Below are 21,217 nucleotides of genomic sequence, written 5' to 3'. Positions count from 1 at the left end.
CCATGGCAGAACAGACCCTTGCCAATCACAGCGACAGGCTTAACGCCATCAACATCTACCCCGTGGCGGACGCTGACACGGGAACAAACCTTTACCTCACCGTCAGGTCGGCGTCGCAGGCGTTGGCTGACATTGAGCCTTGCGACGTCGGCGCCACCATGGCCGCCGCCGGCCGCGCCGCCATGGAGCAGGCACGCGGAAACTCGGGCACCCTGTTCTCCGTATTCCTCTCAGCCTTGGCCGAACCCCTGGCCGGTCAATCGCGACTCAGTGCGCCGTTGCTGGCCGCAGCCCTGCAACGGGCCCAACTTCGGTCCTGGAGCGCCTTGAGCGAGCCAGTTCCCGGCACCATCTTGTCCGTCCTGGAGGCGGCGGCGCGCGGAGCCTCGATCATGGAGGGGTCCCTGAACGGGGACGACTCCAATCAGGCGCTGGCCCTCACCCTTGACGCCGCGGTGCAGGCCGCCCGCGAGGCCGTGGTGCTCACCGAATCTCAGCTGGGTGTCCTGGCCGACGCCCACGTGGTGGATGCGGGGGGAGTGGGGTTGTTGCTGATTCTGGACTGCCTGCGGTCAGTGGTTCTTGGCGTGCCGCTGGATGAGGAATTGCTGGACGGGCTCTCCGGCTACAAAGTTCAGGACCCCAACATTGCCCTGACCATGCCGGAACAGCTGGGTGTGGAAGTCATGTGCACACTGAACCTGACCCCGCTGGCGGCGGCCGGGTTGCGGATGCAACTGGACGAGCTGGGCGACTCGGTCATCATGAGCGCAGTCACCGAAACCGCTGATGCCACCGGCGCGTACCCCTGGCGGATCCACGTCCACGTGCCGTCCCCGGCCATTGCCCTTGACGCCATCCAGGCCGTGGGTGATCCAAGCAATGTGAGCATCTCCGCGCTGAGCCCCAACGCCGCCAATGACGCTCATGACCTACTCTGACCCCAGCGACGCCTATACTGACCTGAGCCTTGAACTGTCACGTCTGGTGGGTGTTGCGACTGCCAAGTCTGTGGCCAAGGCGTTGGAGATCAGCACGGTCGGGGAGATGCTGCATCAGTTCCCGCGCCGCTACCTGGCCCGCGGGGACCTCACAGACCTCAACCAGCTGCCAGTGGACGAGGAGGTTACCATCCTGGCCCGGGTGGTAGGCCTGTCCACCCGGTACATGCAGACCCGCAAGGGCACCATCAGCGACGTTGTCATTACGGACAATTCGGGACGGCCGTCGTCGCTGAAAATCAGCTTCTTCAACGGCTTCAAGGCCCAAAAGGAACTCCAGCCCGGCGTGTTAGCCATGTTTTCGGGCAAGGTTTCCCTCTATGGTGGCAGCAAGTCCCTGACCAACCCAGGCTATGTGCTGCTGCCTGACGACGAGTTGGCCGAGCACGAGGTTGAGGTGCAGGCCGCCAAACCCGTGCCCATCTACCCGGCAACGGCGAAGTTCCCGAGTTGGAAAACCGAAGACGTCATCAGTGCCCTCCTGCCGGCCCTGGATCTGGGAAGGGTGCCAGATCCGGTGCCGGCCAAGTTTGCCGCACGGGAAAAACTCATGCCGTTGTGGGAGGCCTACGAGCTCATCCACAAGCCCACAACAATGGAGGACTTTCCGCGCGCAAGGAAACGCTTCCGCTACCAGGAAGCACTGGCGCTGCAGACATCCCTGGCCCAGAAACGCTTCGAGGCAGTCCATCAGGATGCTACCGGGCGGCCGTTGCGCGACGGCGGGCTGTTGGAAGCGTTCGACGCCCAGCTTCCCTACACGCTCACGGGCGGTCAGCGCGAGATAGGCGATCTGATCGCCACCGAGGTAACCGCCGGACACCCCATGCACAGGCTCCTCCAGGGGGAGGTGGGATCGGGGAAGACGGTGATCGCCCTGCGTGCCATGCTCCAGGTGATCGACGCCGGCGGCCAGGCGGCGTTCCTGGCACCCACCGAGGTGCTCGCCGCACAGCACCTGCACTCGATCTCGGCACTGCTGGGTAGCCTGGGCGCGGGGCCGCTGCTGGGCGGCCCGAACGCCACCGCACTGACCTTGCTCACAGGATCGCTGCCGGTGGCCGCCCGCAAGAAGGCCATGCTGGCCGCAGCATCCGGTGAGGCAGGCATTGTGATTGGAACCCATGCGCTGCTCTCGGATCATGTGCAATTTGCCGACCTTGGCCTGATCGTGGTGGATGAGCAGCATAGATTTGGTGTGGAACAGCGCGACTCCCTGCGCTCCAAGGCGCTTAAACCCCCGCACCTGCTGGTCATGACGGCCACCCCCATCCCGCGTACGGTGGCCATGACGGTGTTTGGTGACCTGGAAGTTTCCGAGCTGACCGAGCTGCCTGCCGGGCGTGCCCCCATCAGCACCCATGTTGCCCCGCTGGCCGAGCACCCCAGCTGGGAGGGGCGGGTTTGGGAACGCACCCGTGAAGAGGTCGACGCCGGTCACCAGGTCTACGTTGTCTGCCCCAAGATCGGTGAGGAACCAGGCGAAGGCCCCGGCCCGGACCACGGCCCAGGCCCCGCCCCGGGCAGTGGCGAGGAGCGCAGCATGGCCGCGGTACTCGACGTCGTCCAGTATTTGCGCGGTGTCCCGGCCCTGGCGGGCACCCGCATTCAGGCTCTGCACGGGCGGTTGGATACGGGCGACAAACAGGGCACCATGGCGGAGTTTGCCGCCGGTGACATTGACGTTTTGGTCTCCACCACGGTGATCGAGGTGGGCGTAGACGTTCACAATGCCACCTTGATGGTGATCTTGGACGCCGACAGGTTTGGGATGTCCCAATTGCACCAGCTGCGCGGGCGCGTGGGGCGCGGGGGACACCCCGGGACGTGTCTGCTGGTGACAAGCCTTGAACCGGGGCATCCAAGCCGGAAACGCCTGGCCGCGGTGGCCGCTACAATTGACGGGTTTGTGCTGGCGCGGGAGGATTTGGAACTGCGGCGCGAGGGCGACATTCTCGGCGCCAGGCAGTCGGGCGGGCGGACAGGGTTGCGCATGCTCAGTGTGTTGCGCGACGGCGACCTCATTGAACGGGCCAGGGCGGACGCTACAGAGATTGTCGGTGCCGATCCGCTCCTTGAATTCCACCCCGCTCTGAAACTTGAAATTGAAACGTACGTGACCGAGAAGAATGAGGCATTCCTTGAACGTGGCTAGTGAATCCAGGACGAGCGGGGCCCTGCTGTGAGCCGGATTGTTGCCGGAGCGGCCGGTGGCATGCCCCTGGTTTCCGTACCCGGAGAGGGAACCCGCCCCACCACGGACAGGGTCAAGGAAGCACTGTTCTCCCGGCTCGAATCCTTGAACATGATCGCCGATGCCCGGGTGCTTGACCTGTACGCCGGATCCGGATCCTTGGGCGTTGAAAGCGCCAGCCGCGGGGCAAAGTCGGTGGAGCTGATTGAGTTCAACGAAAAGGCCGCCGCTGTCTGCCAGCGCAATGCCGAGCTGGTCAATAAGGTACTGGGCACCAAGGTTGTGAAAGTCCAGCGCTCCAAGGTTGAATCGTTCCTTGCCCGCGTGGCCGAGGCCGGTGTGGACCATTGGGATCTGGTGTTCATGGATCCGCCCTACCCGCTCACGCAGGAGGAGCTTGCCCTGGTGCTTGAGCTGCTGGGCCCGCGCCTGAGCCCTTACGCTGTGGTGGTGGTGGAAAGGTCCGCCAGGACGCCGGAACCGGACTGGCCGGCGTCGTTGGAACTGCTCTCGGAGAAGAAGTACGGGGAGACCCGGCTCTGGTTCGCCGAGCCGGCAGCCTCCGAGAACTGACACTACTGCCCGGGGAACTACTACCCGAATACCCAGTCCACGCAAAGAAATGGCGAGTATTTTAGTAAATAGGAATCACCGCGTGGCGGGCGTTCCGGACCAGTGTTCCATAACTTCATAATCAGGCCGTTGAGATCGTCCCGGATGGGGCAGGGGTGTACCGCTACGACCATTCCTCTTCTTTGATAAGGACTTAGGTCATGCAATACATAGCGCCTTTCATTCCGCTCATTGTCTTGGTCATTGCCGCGGTGATCGTCATTTTCCTGGTCCGGGGCGCTGTGAAAATGATGTGGCAGGTGGCCGAACCTAACGAAGCCCTGATCATCTCCGGGTTCACCCGCGGCAATGTGGGCACCACGGACGGCATGGACTTCAAGATCGTCACCGGCAAGGGTGCCTTCGTCATCCCCGGCCTGCAAACCGTGCGAGCGCTGTCCCTGACACTGAACGAGACCGAACTGCAGGTCAACTGCGTGACCTCTCAGGGTATTCAGGTGGTGGTCCAGGGTGTTGTCATCTTCAAGATTGGGGACTCGACGCCGTTCATCGCCAACGCCGCCCGGCGGTTCCTGGGGCAGCAGCCAAAGATGGAAAGCCAGGTCTACAACGTCTTTGAGGGCCACCTGCGCTCCATCATCGGCAGCATGACGGTGGAAGAAATTATTCGCGAACGCGACAAGCTCGCCTCCCAGGTGCGCAGTGCCAGTGGCATTGAAATGGAGAAACTGGGGTTGGTGGTCGATTCCCTGCAGATCAAGGATCTGGAAGATCCCACCGGCTACATCCAGAACCTGGCGAAACCCCATATCGCCCAGGTGGTGATGGAGGCACGTATCGCCGAGGCAACAAGAAACCGTGAAGCGGCAGAAAAGGAAGCCGAGGCGGCCTCGCTTATCGCCGACGCGCAAAGCATCTCCGCGATCCGGCAATCGGCGGCACGCGCAAATGCGGAAACGGCCAAAGCCAACGCCGCCCAGGCTGGTCCGTTGGCAGACGCAAGCGCCCGCCAGCAGGTGGTGGTGCAGGAAACCCAGGTGGCCAAGCTGGAGGCTGACCGCGAGGAGCAAAAGCTGCAAACCACTGTCCGCAAGCCGGCCGATGCGAAGGCCTACGCCCAAAGGACCGAGGCCGAGGCACAAAAGGCAGCCGACATTAGTGCCGCCGAGGCCCGAGCCCGTAAGACCGAACTTGAGGCGCAGGCCAATGCGACGGCGGCCGCGGCTACTGCCGGAGCCACAAGGGTCACAGGTGAGGCGGAGGCCGCTGCGACCAAGGCACGTGGTGACGCCGCGGCGTCGGCCATCAAGGCCAAGGCGCTGGCCGAGGCGGAAGGTATCAAGGCCCGGGCCGAGGCGCTGGGAACCAACCAGGAGGCGGTCATCAGCCAGCAACTGGCCGAAAACATGCCAGCCATTGTGGCAGCTGCCGCGGAACCCTTCGCCCATGTGGGGCAACTGACGGTGCTCAACGGTGGTGAGGGAATCAACAACATGGTGGGTGGCATCCTCTCACAGGTGGGCAACTACCTTCCGGCCCTGACGCACGCGCTCAAGAACGGCAAGACGTCCGCGCCGCTTCCTCCGGAAACGCCCCATGCGTAGGGATTTCGACAGGAGCCTGACGGGAAAGATCGGCCGCGTCACGGGCATGATCGGGCCGGACACCCTCGGCGAGGTCATGCTGGCCTTTCAGGGTGGAACGAGTGCGTTCATGGCCCGGCCCTATGACGGGCGGAGCTTCTATCCCGTGGGTGAGCGAGTCCTAGTGATGTATTTTGAGGCGCCACAGATGGTCTACGTCGAAGCCATGCCGGAGTTTCTCAAACACGACGAGTGAGCGCCATCGCGAGCCGTGAGAGTGCGGTCACAGTATGCTGGCAGGGAACATCCACGATCGCGTAACGATGGGGAACTATGTCCGGGCAACTTCGGGTCGGCATCATTGGTGCCGGCGGTATTGCTGGCGTGCATATCGCCGGTTGGCAGCAACTGGGCGCCAGAGTCAGCGTGTATTCGCGCTCTGGTGCCGCTGAACTGGTGCGCCACTACGGCGTCGATGAGGCGCAGTCGCTTCAGGAACTGCTGGACCGCTCAGACATGGTCAGCATCCTGACGCCCACACCCAGCCACTACGCCTACGCGATGGCGGCCATCGGGGCTGGCAAGGACGTGATCTGCGAGAAACCACTGGCGGAAAGCACTGCCCGAGCGGCTGAGATTGCCAACGCGGCCCGTGCCGCTGGAGTGCGGCTCTTTCCGGCCCACGTGGTGCGTTTCTTCCCCGAGTACGTGGCCGTCTATGAGCAGCTGGCCGAGCGTGCCCAACAAGATCTGGGTCTGGCCGGTTCGCCAGCGGTTCTTCGCCTGAGCCGTGGCAGTGCTGCGCCAGCGGCGGGATCGTGGTTCTTCGACGAGCAACGTGGCGGCGGGATCGTCCGTGACCAAATGATCCACGACATCGACCAGGCCCGATGGTTGGCCGGTGACGTCCAGAAGGTCCACGCCGTCCAGGATCCGCCGAGCATTGACGGGATGGTGCCGCGCCCCGTCACGGCACGAGTTGTCCTCATGCATCAGAATGGTGCCCTCAGCCACTTGCAGGGCGAATGGGGGCCAGACGCGCAGGCATTCAGCACCAGCATCGTTGTGGAGGCCCACGATGGCACCATCATCTACGCCTCGCCGGACCCGGCCGGTGATGCCCCTGACCCCGCGGAGCCTGCCGGTTATCTGCCCGAGCTGACACCTGCCAATAGTCCGTACACCCTGCAAAACGCGGAATTTGCCGCGGCGAGGGTGTCGGGGGAGCATGCCCGGGTCGGCCCGTTGGACGGCGTCATGGCAGTAGCCCTAGCCGAGGCAGCCGCCGAATCCATCAGGACCGGGCAGGTCGTGGACTTTTCGGCGGCTACTGTCCTGGCACTCCTGGAGGGTGGCAGCTAACGGGTCAGTTCGTCCAGTTCCACCCCAGTCAGCACCGTGGCCGGGTGGGGTCCGGCCGCCAGCAGCGACTGCTTCCAGCCCTGTGCCCAGGGTTCGGCACTGCCCAGCAGGATAATATTGCCCGGAAACCTGCGGGTGAATAGGTTGCTGGTCCCGTAAGCCGCCACATGGGCCATGGCCTGCTGCAGAGCGAGAGTTTGGCTCGTGACGAGTGTGAAACCGGGCTCGTCGCCAACGTTGACGGCCAGGATCCCCCCAGGTGCCAGCACGGCCGCGGCCTCACGGTAAAAGTCGGCACACGCCAAGTGGGCAGGCGCGTCGGGTCCGCTGAAAATGTCCAGAATAACGACGTCGAACTTGAGTCCCGAGGGAAGCTCGCCCAGGGCTTCGCGGGCGTCACCCACATGGCTGCTCAGCAGTGTGCCGGACGGCATGGGCAGGTGTTCGAGCACGAAGTCGAGCAGTTCGCGCTCCAGTTCCACGGCGTGCTGGATGGACCCCGGCCGGGTTGCTTGAATGTAACGGGCCAGGGTCAGGGCCCCCGCGCCCAGGTGCAGGGCTGTGATGGGCTCGCCGGCAGGCTTGAGAAGGTCCACGGTGTTGGCGATTCGGCGAAGATACTCGTAGAAAACGTCCTCGGGGTGGGCCACGTTTACCTGTGACTGCTCGGCGTTGTCAATGCTCAAGACAAAGGCGTCATCGTGCCACGGATCCGGATCGATGGTGGCGTGGACACCGCTAGTCCGCAGAAACCTGCTGGCCAGCGCCATCAGAGTTTGTCCTGCAGTGTTGCGAGCCGTTCCGCGGCCTCTTCCAGGAGTGAAACCTTTTTGCAGAAGGCGAACCGGAGCAATGACCGGGTTCTGTGGGCGCCTTCCGGATGGCAAAAGACCGGGACCGGGATGGCTGCGACACCAATCAATTCCGGCAGTCGCCGTGCCAGCGCCGTGGCGTCGGTGATACCCAAACGGGCGGTGTCGACGTTGACGAAGTAGGTTCCTTGCGGAGTGAGCACGTCTAGGCCGGCGGCGCGCAGGCCCTCACTGAGAATGTCGCGCTTGCGTTGCAGTGTTTTCGCTGTCTCCGTGAAGAAGCTCTGCTCCATGCGCAGTCCGGCGGCAATGGCGGTCTGGAACGGCGTGCCCGAGGAATAGCTCAGGAACTGCTTGACTGTCCGGGCCGCGGCCACGAGCTCGGCCGGTCCCGAGAGCCAGCCGATCTTCCAGCCGGTGAAGGAAAATGTCTTGCCAGCGGAGGAAATGGTCAGGGTGCGTTCCGCGGCCCCGGGCAGAGTGGCGATAGGGATATGGCGGACACCAAAGGTGAGGTGTTCGTAGACCTCGTCGGTGAGGATAACGGCGTCGTACTTGGTGGCCAGGCGAACCACTTCGCGCAGGACCTCAACCGGGAAAACGGCGCCGGTGGGGTTATGCGGGTTGTTGATGATGACCATTTTGGTGCGCGGACTGAAGCTGTTTTCCAGCGTCGCCAGATCCGGCATGAAGTCCGGAGCCAGCAGGGGAGCGGTGGTGTGGGTGGCCCCGCTGAGGCCGATCATGGCGCCGTAAGAATCATAGAACGGCTCAAAGGTAAGTACCTCGTCGCCAACATCGGTTAGCGACAGGATGGCCGAGGCGATGGCCTCGGTGGCACCGGTGCTGATGATGACCTCGGATTCGGGGTCCGGCGTCAGCCCATAGAAGCGTTCTTGGTGTTCGGACACGGCCTGCCGCAGGTCAAGGATCCCTTTGCCCGGCGCGTATTGGTTGTGGCCGTCGGCAATGGCCCGCTGTGCGATGCGGCTCAGCTCGGCCGGTCCGTCCTCGTCGGGGAAGCCCTGCCCTAAGTTGATGGCGTTGTGGCGGTTGGCCAGCGTGGTGATTTCCTCAAAAATGGTGACGGCCAGGGAGCCATCCGGCCCCAACAAGTTGGCACCTTTGGCGGTACGTTGCCACGGGTGGGACATTACTGCTCCTTAGAGAACCAAGCGCTTGGGCCATGCCAAGCGTGCGGTGAGTTGATCCATGCCGTTGCCGACCGTCAATACGTTACCGGCCACCACCGCCTGGCCCTAGCCAGAAGGGCAGTTACCCGCCAGTACACCTTGGAACATGAGTGACATACCCCAAAACAGCCGCATGGGCGGCAAATGATCGGTTAGATTCGTGAGTATGCGACGCGCGGTATGCCCAGGATCATTCGACCCCATCCACAAGGGACACATTGAGGTGATTACCCGAGCCTCCGGTCTTTTTGACGAGGTCATCGTGGCGATTTCCACCAACTATGCCAAGAAGTACCGGTTCTCCTTGAACGAGCGCCTGGAAATGGCCAGAACCACCTTCGCCGCACTGTCGGGGATCACCGTTGAGGCAATGGGTGAGGGGCTGCTCACCGACTACTGCCACGCACGCGGGGTCTCCGCCATCGTGAAGGGGTTGCGGTCATCCTCAGATTTTGATTACGAGCTGCCGATGGCCACCATGAACCGTCAGCTTTCGGGCGTGGAGACCGTTTTCCTGCCGGGGGACAGCCGCTACCTACACCTGTCCTCTACCCTGATCAAGGAAGTGCACACCCTGGGCGGGGACGTCTCCGATTTTGTCCCTCGCGCGGTGCTCCGGCGCCTGCAAGGGGACGTGGGACCGGACACCCGACCCGTCCAGATAGTCCCGCCGAAACGTTAGCGTCTCACACCGCAGCGCTGTCCTGTTATGCGCCACGCTCATGCCGACGGCGGCGCATGACAATGTTCTGCTCCGCGCCCGTGACGACGGCGGCGCATAAGAGGACGCGCGTCAGCCGTCGGTCTGACCCTCGGGTGGATTTGGCCGGAATATTGCCCTAGCCAAGGGGGCATAAGCGAACCAGCCGACGCCCGGTTCCGCGGTGGAAGCCGTGGGTATGGCTGGTTCGGCAACTTCAACGACCCGGGAATTGCTGGCGGCCGACTTATTCACATCCGGTAGGACCGCTGTGTCGAGGGTAACCACGACGCCGGTGACCTTCCACTGCGGCGATGCCAGCGAATCCGCGGAAGGACGCCACGGGGGATAACTGTCTACGGAACGGAATCTCTGCTGCCTGCCGGGAGCAGGCGCCCAGGCCCGGCTGCCGGCGTATGCGCTCGCGTAGAGCAGCGACGCCATGGCCAAGGAATACACGCTCCCGTGGGCCTTGGGGAAACCCGCCGGTGCCGCACCGTCGCCGTTGGTGGTGACGATCCCCGTGAAAGTGTCCTCTCCGTTGACAGGATGAGGTGCATCCCAATACAGGGAGAAGTCCGCGCAGCGAAGTTCGGTCGGAAAAGCGCCCATCACACCACCGGGGTGTTCGGTCAGTGGGATTGCCAGGGCTGCAAAGGTGATTTCCTGCCCAAAGCAGCCATAGTGGGCCGCAGGGTTACTGTCGTCAGTGTAAAAGATCAACACCTGGCGGAAGGGTGCTCCCACGCTGGGCTCGGCAATGTCGCGGGAGCCAATTTGCCACTCGGGGACGAACACGGGAAGCCTCATAAACCCACTATGCTGGGAATCCCTGCGCCCGCATAGGGGCCCTCCGGCAGGCAAAAGTGCAAGGGGGCCGCCGCCGTCGTACGCCATGAGAGTTACATCACCTGCAACCCGGCGCGATGGAGTCGACGATCAAGTGCTAACTGTCGTAGACTGACTAAGGCCGAATTGGCTTTGGTACCGCTCGTTTTGAAGCCTGTGATTATTCGGGCTAAGATAGTGCGTCGGTCATATGTTCACTCAGGAGTTCTCATTAGCGCAACCACGTTGGGCAACAAGTCCAACCATGGCACGCCCCTTACCATTGGTATCAGGGAGCTTGGGCGAAGCCCGGGCAACATGCGCTCCTTCGTTGAACGTATACCTGTACCAGAGCAGTTTGGTACCCCGCTCATCAGCGTGACGCCCGGAACCGAATTGGATCTGGAACTCCGTTTTGAGTCAGTCCATGAAGGTATCTTGGTCTCGGGTAGTGTGCTTGTCGAAGTGACAGGCGAATGCTCCCGATGCTTGGAAACCTTCGAGGATGAACTTGAAGTTGATGTGCAAGAACTTTTCTTCTACGAGGAACCGCCCGCGGACTTCCTTGAACAAGAAGAAGATCAGCAACGTTGGGTCGAGCACGATTCTATCGATCTTGAACCGGTGTTGCGGGACGCAGTGGTAACCGCCCTGCCGTTCCAGCCGGTGTGCCGGGAAGACTGTGAGGGTCTGTGTTCCGAATGTGGAATACACCTTGCAGATGAGCCGGGGCACCACCACGAGGTCTCAGATCCTCGGTGGGCTGCCCTACAGGGCTTTACCGGCGAAGAAGACTAGCAAAAAGTTTTACTTACGGGCACGAGCCCATAAGTTATCGAGAGAAAAGAGTTTGCCGTGGCTGTTCCCAAGCGGAAGATGTCCCGTGCCAATACGCGCGCACGCCGTTCCCAGTGGAAGGCCACCGCGCCTGCTCTGGTGAAGACCATCGAAAACGGCGAGGTTGTTTACAGCCTGCCGCACCAGGCCAAGGTCGTTACCGACTCAGCCGGTACCGCACTGTTCTTGGAATACAAGGGCCGTAAGGTTGCTGACGTCTAAGACGTCCGTTCGGCCAACAGGTCCGTTCGTTTAGATATTAATATTTTTGCAGGAGCTGCTCATGTCCTCTGATCTTCAAACTTCGAAGCTCGAGGACGGGCATCTTCAGCTTTTGAAGCGTCTCGGTGTCAGTATTGATGCCGGGACGCTTCGTCTTGCCCTGACACATCGCTCTTACGCGTATGAAAACGGCGGCATCCCTACCAACGAGCGACTTGAGTTCCTCGGAGACTCCATCCTGGGGTTCTCCGTCACGGACGCGCTGTACAGGGACAATCCAACTCTTCCCGAGGGCGATCTGGCCAAACGCCGGGCCGCGGTGGTCTCCACCCGCGCCTTGGCTGGCATAGCCCGCGAGCTCGGCGTGGGGGAATTCATCTACCTCGGGCAGGGGGAGCGGCTCACCAAGGGCCGGAACAAATCCTCCATCCTGGCCGACACCATGGAAGCGCTCATCGGAGCCACCTACCTCACCCACGGAATCGAAACCGCGCGGGAACTTGTTATGCGTCTTGTGGGTCCGCTGCTGGCCGACGCGGACGTCCTTGGTGCCGGAACCGACTGGAAAACCAACATCCAGGAAATCGCTGCCGCCCGCCGTCTTGGCTCCATCGTCTATGAAATTACCGGCGTTGGCCCCGATCACGACAGGTCCTTCACAGCCCGTCTGATGATTGGCGGAAACTTCTTTGGGACCGGCACTGGTCCGTCCAAGAAGGAGGCCGAGCGTGCCGCTGCCGCCGCCGGCTGGCTGGTGCTCGAAGAGCGTTTCAACACTTCTAAGACTTCAAAGCACGACGTCGGAGCCTCCCCCGGCTCACGGCCCCCGGCTGTCCCTTCCGCGGCATCCAGCGAGACACCAGCCTAGCGATGCCCGAACTTCCCGAGGTAGAAGTGGTCCGGCGCGGTCTTGAACGATGGATCGCGGGGCGCGTCATTACCGATGTCTCGGTGCCCGATCCCCGCTCTATCCGCCGGCACGCGTTGGGCACTGAAGATTTTCGTGGCAACCTTGTGGGGACAACTGTTCTTGATGTGGTCCGGCGCGGCAAGTTCCTGTGGATGCCGCTGAGCGATTCGCCGTCTTCCCCCGAACCGCCGCACACGGCCTTGGTGGCCCATCTGGGCATGAGCGGGCAGTTGCTGGTGGAATCCCCGGACCAGCCCCACGAAAAGCACCTGAAGGTTCGGCTGTCCTTTTCACCCCGTCCAGACGCGCCCGAGGAACTGCGCTTTATTGACCAGCGAATCTTCGGTGGCTTGTTCGTCACCGCACTGGTGCCGACGGCGGACGGGCTACCCGGGGGTTGTTCGATGGCGCCCTCCGCAACCGCCGTGAGCGGTGCCGAATCCGCTCCGTGGGCCCTGATCCCCGACGAGGCCGCACATATTGGCCGGGACCCATTGGATCCCCACTTTTCCGTCGAGGCCTTGCACAAGAAGTTGCGCGCCCGCAAGACGGGACTCAAACGTGCATTGCTTGATCAGGGGCTGGTTTCGGGCATTGGGAACATCTACGCGGACGAGGCCCTCTGGGCGGCCAAGATGCACTATGCCAGGCCTACGGACACCTTGCGCCTGCCCGAAACGGAGCGGATCATCCATGCAGCCCACGACGTCATGTCCAGGGCGCTGGATGCTGGCGGCACCAGCTTTGACTCCCTGTATGTCAACGTCAATGGCGCCTCGGGCTATTTTTCCCGTTCCTTGAACGCCTATGGACGCGAGGGTGAACCGTGCCTGCGCTGTGCAGCCGTGGGCCTGACTACCCGGATCCGACGGGACACATTCATGAACCGCTCCTCCTACAGCTGCCCCGTGTGCCAGCCGAAACCGCGCAACGCCCGACTCTAGCCGTAGGCGTCGGATCCTCAGTCCACCGCCCGGCGAAAAGCCAGCCGAGGTATGCGTAAGTTTGCTATCGCATAGGTAAATTTGATGCCATTTTGTTGCGCGGATTTATGGGCAGGAGACACGTGTCGCGATAAGCTTTGCTAGCAAGGACGTGGCGCTCCTCACGGTGTGGGCGTGGCCGAGAAGACTTGGGGACGCAATGAAACCTCGACGTTTGGTGTTCCTAGGACTGGGGCTGGCAGCATTGGTGATTGCTTTCGCCATTGTTTTGAATCTGATGCCAGGGAATGCGCCGGGGGAACAGGCTCAGCAGGGCTCGACGTCAGGTAGTTCGGCCGGATCAACCCCCGCTAGCACGGATTCGGGTGGTGGACAGAGTCCGACAACGAAGGCCGGTTCTGGTGAAGCGGCAGGCTCGCCAGCCACCGCTCCCTCATCGGGCAAACAGGGCGCCCCAGCCCAGAGTGCTGATCCCGCCAAGCCGCTGGAAGTAAACACCCCGGCCCCGCAATCAACACAGCTGGTCCTGCCCACCTCTGCGCCGCAGACGGCGCTGGTTTCTGAACCATTGCCCGCGAGCGCAGACGCTGTTGGGAAGCTGGCAGCTGGCTATCCGGAAGCGGCGTTGCCACCCATGGACGGCTCGAAACTCACCAGCAGCTCCGTGAGTCCGCAAGGGACAATTCTGCAAACCAGCCTCGTGGCAAGCACGGCCAGTGAACCTCTGGCGGTGAAGGCCTACTACCAAGCGCACTTTGCCCCGCTGGGATTTGGCACAGCTGACGCACCCGCCTCGGCTGGGTCAACGGCGACGTGGTTCACCCGAGGTTCGGACAAGATTACCTTGACCATTACGCCCGTCCAGGGCGGTGCCTCATACATTGTCTATGGCGTGCTGCACGCAGGGAAATAGGTAGCCGCTCAATGTACCTCTCCTTCTCCGACCGCAGTGGCGGCAAGTCCGATGAAGCAATTCGTACTAGCCCGCCGTTTAAGGTTTCCCCCATTATCATCTCGCTGGGCATCGTGAGCATGTTCACCGACATTTCCTCAGAATCCGTCGCAGCCGTGCTTCCAATTTACATAACGGGAGTATTGGGGCTCTCTATGGTTGCCTACGGGTTCCTTGATGGCATCAACCAAGGTATTTCCGCGATCGTGCGCATTGGTGCGGGGTGGACGGCGGATAAATCTGATCGGCACAAGCTGATCGCTTTCGTCGGTTATGGCTTGTCCACTCTTACCCGGGCGTGGTTGCTGCTCGCATCAGGATTTGCCGCCATTACGGCAATCATTGCTGTGGACCGGATTGGCAAGGGTATCCGTACCGCGCCCCGGGATGCGTTGATCACTGAGGTTGCGCAACCGGAACACCTCGCGCGATCCTTTGGGGTCCACAGGATGTTGGATACTGTTGGTGCCACGATCGGGCCCCTGCTTGCCTTCATTGTCCTGTTGCTGATCCCCAACGGCTATCACACGGTCTTTGTGGTGTCTTTTGCCTGCGGCATCCTTGGTCTGGCTGTCCTTGGGCTTATGGTCCCGGGCCGCAAGCAGCGAGCTGCGGCGAAAGCCAAACTTGAACTTGCTGCGCCGAGCACACCGAGGGCGGCGTTTCGGTGGAGGGAATTGAATAACCCCAACATGCGTCGTCTCTTACTACTAGCCGGGATCCTGGGCTTGTTGACAATCGGCGACGGATTCATCTATTTAGTACTGCAAAGTCGTGCCTCGTTCGCCGCCACCTGGTTTCCGTTGCTCTACGTTGGCACCAACGTCGCGTACTTAGTGCTCGCTATTCCGCTGGGGCGCCTAGCCGACAAGTGGGGGCGCATGAGGGTGTTTATTGCCGGACACGGGGCACTGCTTGCCGCATATCTATGTGCTGCCTTGCCAGCCACCGGAGCAGCGTTCACCGTGGCATGCCTGCTATTGCTGGGCGTGTTTTATGCAGCAACTGATGGTGTTTTGGCCGCCTTGGCTGGCCAGTTTTCTCCCATTGCAAGCCGTGCCAGCGGTATTGCTGCAGCGCAGACAGTAGTAGCTGGATCCCGCTTCTTTGCCTCCCTCGGTTTTGGCGTGCTGTGGTTCATGTTTGGCCGTGAACAAGCCATCGTCTTTGCAGCGGTAGCTCTGGCCGCAGCACTTGTTGGCGGCTTGGTCATTGTGCGGGGCATAACGACGTCGAACACGGTGGACGCCGCGTGAGCGCGCGGATCCGCTGGATCTGGTTATCCGTCATCACCCTTCTTGTGCTTGGTGGTGCGGTCGCCTACGCGGCCTGGTCCTTCGGGCAATACCAGCAACGTCAAAACCAGGCTCCCGGGGTCGCCGTGGAAAAGACTGCCGTCCTACCGGCCGGCCCTCATGTACTGTTCCGTAATACTGCCACCGGAAGCGGGTATGGGCATGTCGCCTCAGTTCCACTGGATAATCCGCAGGGAGTTCGGAGCGTCACCAACATAGCCTGCGACCGGGTCTATTCGTCGGCCGGAACCCAATTGTGCCTGCGCACCAACGCCGGCATAGCGACGACTTTCGAGGCCGTCGAATTCAACGCCCAGTGGCAACAGGTGCAGGAACAGCCGCTGCCCGGCAATCCCAGCCGTGTCCGGGTATCTCCAGACGGAAAACTATTCGCATCCACAGTTTTTGTCATGGGTCACGCCTACGCGCCTGCCAACTTTTCCACGGCCACCGTGATTTCACGAACCGACGGTCCCAGCATCGGCAATCTTGAAGACTTCACCCTTCTCATAGATGGAAAGCCGATTGCCCCTGTGGACAGGAATCTGTGGGGTGTCACGTTCGCCAAGGATCCGAACACTTTTTATGCCACGGCAGCCTCCGGCGACAAGACATGGCTGGTGAAAGGCGATTTGGCCAAGCGAACCTTGACATCGGTGCGGGAAAACGCTGAATGTCCGTCGATTTCTCCAGATGGGACGAAGATCGCCTACAAGAAGAACCTGAAGCCAGGTCCCACGCCGTATTGGAATCTGGCCGTGCTGGATCTAGCGACCAACAACGAAACGGTGTTGGTGCAGCCGCGCAGCGTGGATGACCAAGCGGAATGGCTCGATGATTCAACACTGCTCTACGGTATACCGCGCGAAGGCGCAGTGGGCGACGAGGACGTCTGGTCGGTGGCAACAACAGCTGGCGCAGTTCCCCAACTTTTCATCGAACACGCCTGGTCGCCGTCGGTGGTGAGGTGAGGCGCTAATTGCCTGTGGTGAACACGACGTCCACAAAGTAGTTCGTGGAATTCCAGGCATGGATTGGCATTCCCCCGCCAGTGCCATAGAGGTAAAGTCCATTGGACCCTCCCGCTACCGTCAGCGGACCGGCGACGTAGTTGCTCCCAAAGAAAGCGCCTGTGGAGGAATAGCAGCCATTGGGTGCGTAGTAGGAAACGGTGTACGTGGTTCCGGCCGCTAGAGGCAGTGGCGTGGACAGAAGGGCGGTTTGCCAGCCCGTCGCCGTTTCATTGCTAAACGTCACGGTTGCCAGTCGGTTCCCGGCACTGTCCCAAATAGATCCGGTGTGCGTGCCCGAATTCCCGGCTCCCTTAAAGAACCGGATGGCTGTGGCGGTTCCGGCGGTTGAGGGCGTGAACGAGACGCCGAGTTCGATCGGGGAGGTGTCATCCGCATTGGCCTGAACCTGAGGCGCTAGTGCGCCGAAGAGCGTTGTGGAGGTACTGGCGGGCGCCAATGATCGGAATGTCCAGCTGGTGTTTGCCAGTGTTGCCCCTTGGGAAGAAACAAGGTTGCTCAGAGTCACTGTAATGAGGGTGTCGGTTGGCAGATTTGCGGACGGGGTGAAGGTCAGCGTCTTGCCGCTGTTGCTGGCGGCGACTGTTCCTGACACTGCCGTGGAACCCGCGGTGACATTCATGGCATACCCTGCGGCAAGTGGTGCGGAGAAGGTAGCAGAGACTGTGCTGTTCAGGGGCTGGTCCAAAGCCCCGGACGGGGGCGAAACCGATGTGGTGGTCAGCGGCGGAATGACAACTGCGGGCTGGAAGAGTACGTCGACCAAATAGCTACTTGAGGAGGCATTGTTGGGGAAATCGGACGAATACGCGTACTGGCCTTGTCCGGCAGGAACATGCAAGGGCCCCACATTGACGTCGTTGCCGAACCCGCCGGGATTGGCCGAGTAGGTTCCTGCAGGATTGGTGTAGGAGGCAACGTACTCCGTGCCGGCCGTGATGGCCACTGGTGTGGCAAAAGTGAGGGTTTGCCAACCTGCCGCAGTTTCGGAGGTGAAGGTGCCTGTGGCAAGCGCCGTCCCGCTAGTGCTGTAGAGGGTGCCCTTGTGGGTACCGGTATTGCCCGGTCCTTTGTAGAACGTGATGCCTGTGACCGTGCCGTTGGAATTGGCGCTGAATTTCACGCCAAGAGACAAAGGTGTTCCGTCAGCAATCGACAATACGGAAGGAACCGTGCTGTCTTGGTACAGGCTGCAGGGACAGGTTCCTGCCGGTGAGTCAACGCGCGCCGTGGTGATGGACCATATGGCGCCGCTGCTCACTCCCTCCCCGCTAGTTGCCGTGGCGCTCGCCGTGGCCGTGTATCCAGTAGCGTTTGCCAGGACAGCTGAGGGGGTGAAGGTTGCCACGCGGGCCACCGGGTCATAACTAGTAGTTCCTGGAACGCTCACCCCTGCCGTGGTCTTGAGGGTGATGTTCACTGTGGTTGCCGTGACGGCCTTGGAGAATACTGTGCTGAGCGTAGTTCCTACGGGAACGCTGCTCGCCCCGGCTGCGGGTTGTTGGGCCCCTGCGGTCAGCGGCGCAAAAGTGGGATTGAATACCACATCCACGAGGTAGCTGCTGGATGAGGTATTGGTGGGGAAGTTGGAGGTGTAAGAGAACTGCCCTTGCCCGGCGGTAACGTGCAGGGGCCCGGTGTTAACGTCCGAGGAGTAGGCACCTGGTGTTGCCGAATACGTGCCCACAGGATTGGTATACGAGGCAATGTACTCGGTGCCCGCTGTCACGGCCACGGGTGAGGCAAACATCGCCGTTTGCCACCCCGTGGTGCTTTCAGCAGTGAAAGTGGCCGTTGCCAGGACGGCCCCGGCCACGCTGTATAGCGTGCCGGTGTGAGTTCCTGTATTGCCCGGGCCCTTGTAGAACTTGATCCCGGTAATGGTTCCGGTGGCCGTGGGACTGAACTTAACTCCCAAGGACAGCTGCGTTCCATCGGCGATTGAAAGTACGGTGGGCGTGGTGCTGTCCTGGTACAGGCTGCAGGGGCAGCTGCCGACGGGCGCGTCCGGTAGTACGGTGGTGAACTTCCAGGTGGCGCCCGAGGTTACAGATGCGCCGCCTGCGGTCGCGGCGATAGTGGCAGTGTAGCCAGTATTCTGTGTCAGCGCCCCAGCCGGTGCAAAGGAAGCCGTGCGGGTACTTGGGTTGTAGGTGGTAGTACCAGCAACAGCAGCCCCCGCCGTCGTTGCTAGGCTGATGCTTACCGAGCCGGCCGTGACGTCCTTCGACAGAACAGCGCTAATGGGCGTGTTGGCAGCGACGCTGGATGATCCGGCTGCGGGCACCTGTGCAGTGGCCGACAAGGGGGAAGTGTCGGTGGTTTCAAAGATGGCATCCACAAAGTAATTGCTGCCCTCGTAACTGTCGGTCGGGAAGGTGCCACCGGTGTTGTAGACACCGGCTGGGGCCGCGCCGAAGCCACCTGCGATACTCAGCGGTGCCGCCGTCGTTCCCCGATAGTCCCAGTAGCCGCTTTGATAGGAGTAGTGGCCGTTGGGGGCCGAATAGGACACCACATAACTTTGCCCGGCAGTAACTTGCACCGGCGAGACAAACTTTGCACTCTGCCAGCCGCTGGCACTTTCATTGGCAAAAGTTACCGAGGCCAATTGGACGCCGGCGCTGGTCCACAGGATACCGGTGTGTGTGCCGGTGTTGGCTGCGCTTTTGTAGAAGCGGACGCCGGAGACAAAACCACTTTGGTTGGGAGTGAACCGCAGGCCTACCGTCACCGATGACGTGTCACCGGAATCGGCATTGACCGGTACGGTGGTGCCAAAAGCGCTGTAGGGTCCGCCCACCTGCAGAGTCACCTGGGTTGGCGTGGCAGGATAATTCGCGCTGTCGTCAATGGCACGGGCAAGGAGGGGGACAGCTCCCACACCGTGTTGGACATAGCTGTAAGTCCAACGGGACTTTCCCGTTGCCGGGCGCCAGCTGGTACCTCCGTCAGTAGAAAGTTCGACGCCGGCAACCACCCCTCCGACGTCAGTGGCGGTTCCTGTAACAGTGACGGTGGCACCGTTTGCGATGCTGGCCCCATTGGCAGGTGAGGTTATGACGGCGACCGGTGCCGTAGTATCTGTGCTCTTGGTGGCAAGTACAAGGGTCGGATCTAGCGTGGTGGGCTGTGCACCCATGTCGGCGAGCAAATTGACTTCCGCCTGCCGCATGCGAGGATCAGCGGGTGCGCCATCGCCGTCGTGCGTGGCATCAAGACCCCACGACCATTGGACGCTGCCGGCCGAGAAGATCAACGCCCCGGCTGCGTTCTTGTACAGGGTGAGGTTGTGCGTGGTGGTCCCTGGTTGCACCACATTGCCATAGTCCGTCATGTACTGAGGCGTTGGACCAACCGTGGTGGAAAGACGGATTAGCCCCTGTGGCCGGAATCCGTTGTCAACATCCTCGTTGGATTCGTATCCGATGGTGTGTGGGGCTAGGGCCGCTTGCGTTCCCGCGGCTAGCTGAGCCAGAGAGGTGTTGCGCCACAGCCTGGTCTTGCCTTCCGCGGCATTGACGGTAATGGGCAAGTCGGTGAAGTTGGACATATACATGGTGCCGCTCAGGGCGTTTTCGGGTATGCCTCCCCCGTTGGCTGGCGAGGCGAAGCGAGGGTCACGCCACGTACCAGTCCATTGCGGAGAGGGATCGATCTTGGCGTTGGACCAGGTCTCTTTATAGGAAGTGATGGTTCGGTAGCTGGTGTTGTCAGTGGTGGACGGTTCGTAGCGGGTGCGCCAATAGTCATCGTTGCCGGAGAGGAACTGGAGATTGACCCCGGCAGCGCCCGCAGCCTCAATATTGGCTCTTTGCCCGCCTGACCAGTATTCGTCATGGCCGACTGAGAGGAACACCTTATGGTTCTTGAGTAGTCCGCCATACCTGTCACTGTCGACGCCGGCCAGATAGGACACGTCGTAGCCGTTCTGTTCCATGAAGCGCACCATGGCAAACTCACTGGAAAAGTAAAAATCACGCCCATCAACGTCTCCGCGGGTCACCACGGGACGGTTGTAGCTGATCTTAAAGGCCCGTCCGATGTCGGCGCCCTGATAGAAGTCCGCACCACCATAGGTGTTGTAGGCCTGCCAGGTCGGATCGGAGGTTTGGAAGACCACATCAGAATGGCTCGCGTCGTTGCGCACCACGAAGACGATCTGGCTCTTGCCACCTGTATCTTTGCGGGTCAGCAAGGCGACGTAGACCCCCGAGACCGCCGTACTTGGAACGTTCCACGTGGCCGACAACCCCCACGTCCCGCAGTCATAGAGTTGTGTCGTGACGTCACTAAGGCATTGTGGTTGAATCTGCGGCAGGGGCGCCGAAGGGGTCACGGTGGCAATTTGCCGGGCACCAAGTCCGCCATACCATCCGGTCCGGTAAATGGTGATGGAGTATGCGGCCGCGGTGGTCTTGATCTTGAAGCCAATGGGTTGACCCACATTGACGCTGATGTCGGTGGAGAAGCCTTGGATTGAATCATCGCCTGCGCCGTCTATGTCCCAAACACTGGGATCTGTGCCGGGTTTGGAGTTCTCACAGGAGATCGGATTGCCGCCAGCAAGGCAGGGATCGGCAGCTGTGGCATTCGTGGCACCACCGAGCACCAAACTCACACTGACGATGGCCAAGGCGACGGCCATAGCCAGTAAACCTTTGGCTCCGCGGAATGTTGGTAGAGGGGGAGGACCTATGAACCGTCGGCGGATTGTTCGTGTCGATGCCGGAGGCTGTATCAAGTGCGTGGCCTTCCACCTTAAAGGCTGCCCACCACG

At 61.4% G+C, this 21,217-nt stretch carries 18 protein-coding genes; 14 read left to right on the top strand and 4 right to left on the bottom strand.

The genetic code is table 11. The annotated features are described in order from the left end of the window. Positions 1-2 precede the first annotated feature (2 nt). From CXQ94_RS08175 to CXQ94_RS08150, 6 genes are all read left to right on the top strand, one after another. On the top strand, positions 3-941 hold the full coding sequence (locus tag CXQ94_RS08175) for a DAK2 domain-containing protein (protein ID WP_258066852.1): 939 nt from the start codon (positions 3-5) through the stop codon (positions 939-941). Continuing rightward, positions 928-3,156 carry an ATP-dependent DNA helicase RecG gene (locus CXQ94_RS08170; RefSeq protein ID WP_104088234.1) on the top strand — a complete coding sequence of 743 codons (2,229 nt, stop codon included), beginning with the start codon at positions 928-930 and terminating at the stop codon, positions 3,154-3,156. The genes CXQ94_RS08175 and CXQ94_RS08170 overlap by 14 nt, the downstream gene beginning before the upstream one ends. A 27-nt stretch (positions 3,157-3,183) precedes the next feature. Beyond that, positions 3,184-3,768, top strand: coding sequence for a 16S rRNA (guanine(966)-N(2))-methyltransferase RsmD (gene rsmD, locus CXQ94_RS08165; protein WP_104088231.1), 585 nt, complete (start codon positions 3,184-3,186; stop codon positions 3,766-3,768). 200 nt (positions 3,769-3,968) lie between these two features. Beyond that, positions 3,969-5,372 carry a flotillin family protein gene (locus tag CXQ94_RS08160; protein ID WP_104088229.1) on the top strand — a complete coding sequence of 468 codons (1,404 nt, stop codon included), beginning with the start codon at positions 3,969-3,971 and terminating at the stop codon, positions 5,370-5,372. Continuing rightward, entirely contained in the window at positions 5,365-5,607 is a 243-nt protein-coding gene (locus CXQ94_RS08155; RefSeq protein ID WP_104088226.1) for a hypothetical protein, read from the top strand. Before CXQ94_RS08160 ends, CXQ94_RS08155 begins: the two co-directional genes overlap by 8 nt. 77 nt (positions 5,608-5,684) lie before the next feature. Beyond that, complete coding sequence (locus CXQ94_RS08150) at positions 5,685-6,713, top strand: Gfo/Idh/MocA family protein (protein WP_104088223.1); 1,029 nt, start codon at positions 5,685-5,687, stop codon at positions 6,711-6,713. Here the strand turns inward: CXQ94_RS08150 and CXQ94_RS08145 are convergent. Next, the gene (locus CXQ94_RS08145; RefSeq protein ID WP_181034126.1) at positions 6,710-7,483 is read right to left on the bottom strand and encodes a spermidine synthase; all 774 of its coding nucleotides are present in this window, start codon (positions 7,481-7,483) and stop codon (positions 6,710-6,712) included. The two genes, CXQ94_RS08150 and CXQ94_RS08145, sit on opposite strands and share 4 nt — an antisense overlap. Beyond that, the gene (locus CXQ94_RS08140; RefSeq protein WP_104088220.1) at positions 7,483-8,679 is read right to left on the bottom strand and encodes an aminotransferase class I/II-fold pyridoxal phosphate-dependent enzyme; all 1,197 of its coding nucleotides are present in this window, start codon (positions 8,677-8,679) and stop codon (positions 7,483-7,485) included. Before CXQ94_RS08140 ends, CXQ94_RS08145 begins: the two co-directional genes overlap by 1 nt. Before the next feature lie 205 nt (positions 8,680-8,884). Here CXQ94_RS08140 and coaD point away from each other — a divergent pair, with 205 nt between their 5' ends. Further along, positions 8,885-9,400 (top strand): pantetheine-phosphate adenylyltransferase, encoded by a 516-nt coding sequence (gene coaD / locus CXQ94_RS08135; protein ID WP_104088218.1) that lies wholly within the window; start codon positions 8,885-8,887, stop codon positions 9,398-9,400. Positions 9,401-9,511: 111 nt separating this feature from the next. Here the strand turns inward: coaD and CXQ94_RS08130 are convergent, their stop codons facing one another. Beyond that, the gene (locus CXQ94_RS08130) at positions 9,512-10,228 is read right to left on the bottom strand and encodes a hypothetical protein (protein ID WP_181034125.1); all 717 of its coding nucleotides are present in this window, start codon (positions 10,226-10,228) and stop codon (positions 9,512-9,514) included. Between the two features lie 336 nt (positions 10,229-10,564). Between CXQ94_RS08130 and CXQ94_RS08125 the strand changes: the two genes are divergently transcribed. The 7 genes from CXQ94_RS08125 (at position 10,565) to CXQ94_RS08095 (ending at position 16,377) form a co-directional block, all read left to right on the top strand. Continuing rightward, positions 10,565-11,044 carry a DUF177 domain-containing protein gene (locus tag CXQ94_RS08125; RefSeq protein WP_104088530.1) on the top strand — a complete coding sequence of 160 codons (480 nt, stop codon included), beginning with the start codon at positions 10,565-10,567 and terminating at the stop codon, positions 11,042-11,044. Between the two features lie 57 nt (positions 11,045-11,101). Further along, positions 11,102-11,305, top strand: coding sequence for a 50S ribosomal protein L32 (rpmF, locus tag CXQ94_RS08120; protein ID WP_054011667.1), 204 nt, complete (start codon positions 11,102-11,104; stop codon positions 11,303-11,305). Positions 11,306-11,366: 61 nt separating this feature from the next. Continuing rightward, the gene (gene rnc / locus CXQ94_RS08115; protein WP_104088212.1) at positions 11,367-12,173 is read left to right on the top strand and encodes a ribonuclease III; all 807 of its coding nucleotides are present in this window, start codon (positions 11,367-11,369) and stop codon (positions 12,171-12,173) included. Between the two features lie 2 nt (positions 12,174-12,175). Then, entirely contained in the window at positions 12,176-13,159 is a 984-nt protein-coding gene (gene mutM, locus CXQ94_RS08110; RefSeq protein ID WP_104088210.1) for a bifunctional DNA-formamidopyrimidine glycosylase/DNA-(apurinic or apyrimidinic site) lyase, read from the top strand. 199 nt (positions 13,160-13,358) lie between these two features. Further along, the gene (locus CXQ94_RS08105; protein WP_146070253.1) at positions 13,359-14,072 is read left to right on the top strand and encodes a hypothetical protein; all 714 of its coding nucleotides are present in this window, start codon (positions 13,359-13,361) and stop codon (positions 14,070-14,072) included. Positions 14,073-14,083: 11 nt separating this feature from the next. Beyond that, complete coding sequence (locus CXQ94_RS08100; protein WP_104088205.1) at positions 14,084-15,367, top strand: MFS transporter; 1,284 nt, start codon at positions 14,084-14,086, stop codon at positions 15,365-15,367. Further along, positions 15,364-16,377 (top strand): PD40 domain-containing protein, encoded by a 1,014-nt coding sequence (locus CXQ94_RS08095; protein WP_104088203.1) that lies wholly within the window; start codon positions 15,364-15,366, stop codon positions 16,375-16,377. The genes CXQ94_RS08100 and CXQ94_RS08095 overlap by 4 nt, the downstream gene beginning before the upstream one ends. 4 nt (positions 16,378-16,381) lie before the next feature. Here CXQ94_RS08095 and CXQ94_RS08090 read toward each other — a convergent pair whose 3' ends face one another. Further along, positions 16,382-21,085 (bottom strand): DUF4082 domain-containing protein, encoded by a 4,704-nt coding sequence (locus CXQ94_RS08090; RefSeq protein WP_104088200.1) that lies wholly within the window; start codon positions 21,083-21,085, stop codon positions 16,382-16,384. Positions 21,086-21,217: the final 132 nt, after the last annotated feature.

The sequence above is a fragment of the Arthrobacter sp. GMC3 genome (assembly GCF_002929305.1).
In the GTDB taxonomy this organism is placed as follows: domain Bacteria; phylum Actinomycetota; class Actinomycetes; order Actinomycetales; family Micrococcaceae; genus Specibacter.
This window is presented reverse-complemented; position numbering and strand designations above follow the sequence as displayed.

Bases quoted from the DNA above. Each gene is read 5' to 3' on its own strand.
- CXQ94_RS08175 (WP_258066852.1), top strand. From the start codon at position 3: ATGGCAGAACAGACCCTTGCCAATCACAGCGACAGGCTTAACGCCATC.
- CXQ94_RS08170 (WP_104088234.1), top strand. From the start codon at position 928: ATGACCTACTCTGACCCCAGCGACGCCTATACTGACCTGAGCCTTGAA.
- CXQ94_RS08160 (WP_104088229.1), top strand. From the start codon at position 3,969: ATGCAATACATAGCGCCTTTCATTCCGCTCATTGTCTTGGTCATTGCC.
- CXQ94_RS08155 (WP_104088226.1), top strand. From the start codon at position 5,365: ATGCGTAGGGATTTCGACAGGAGCCTGACGGGAAAGATCGGCCGCGTC.
- CXQ94_RS08150 (WP_104088223.1), top strand. From the start codon at position 5,685: ATGTCCGGGCAACTTCGGGTCGGCATCATTGGTGCCGGCGGTATTGCT.
- CXQ94_RS08145 (WP_181034126.1), bottom strand. From the start codon at position 7,483: ATGGCGCTGGCCAGCAGGTTTCTGCGGACTAGCGGTGTCCACGCCACC.
- CXQ94_RS08140 (WP_104088220.1), bottom strand. From the start codon at position 8,679: ATGTCCCACCCGTGGCAACGTACCGCCAAAGGTGCCAACTTGTTGGGG.
- coaD (WP_104088218.1), top strand. From the start codon at position 8,885: ATGCGACGCGCGGTATGCCCAGGATCATTCGACCCCATCCACAAGGGA.
- CXQ94_RS08130 (WP_181034125.1), bottom strand. From the start codon at position 10,228: ATGAGGCTTCCCGTGTTCGTCCCCGAGTGGCAAATTGGCTCCCGCGAC.
- CXQ94_RS08125 (WP_104088530.1), top strand. From the start codon at position 10,565: ATGCGCTCCTTCGTTGAACGTATACCTGTACCAGAGCAGTTTGGTACC.
- rnc (WP_104088212.1), top strand. From the start codon at position 11,367: ATGTCCTCTGATCTTCAAACTTCGAAGCTCGAGGACGGGCATCTTCAG.
- mutM (WP_104088210.1), top strand. From the start codon at position 12,176: ATGCCCGAACTTCCCGAGGTAGAAGTGGTCCGGCGCGGTCTTGAACGA.
- CXQ94_RS08105 (WP_146070253.1), top strand. From the start codon at position 13,359: ATGAAACCTCGACGTTTGGTGTTCCTAGGACTGGGGCTGGCAGCATTG.
- CXQ94_RS08100 (WP_104088205.1), top strand. From the start codon at position 14,084: ATGTACCTCTCCTTCTCCGACCGCAGTGGCGGCAAGTCCGATGAAGCA.
- CXQ94_RS08090 (WP_104088200.1), bottom strand. From the start codon at position 21,085: ATGGCCGTCGCCTTGGCCATCGTCAGTGTGAGTTTGGTGCTCGGTGGT.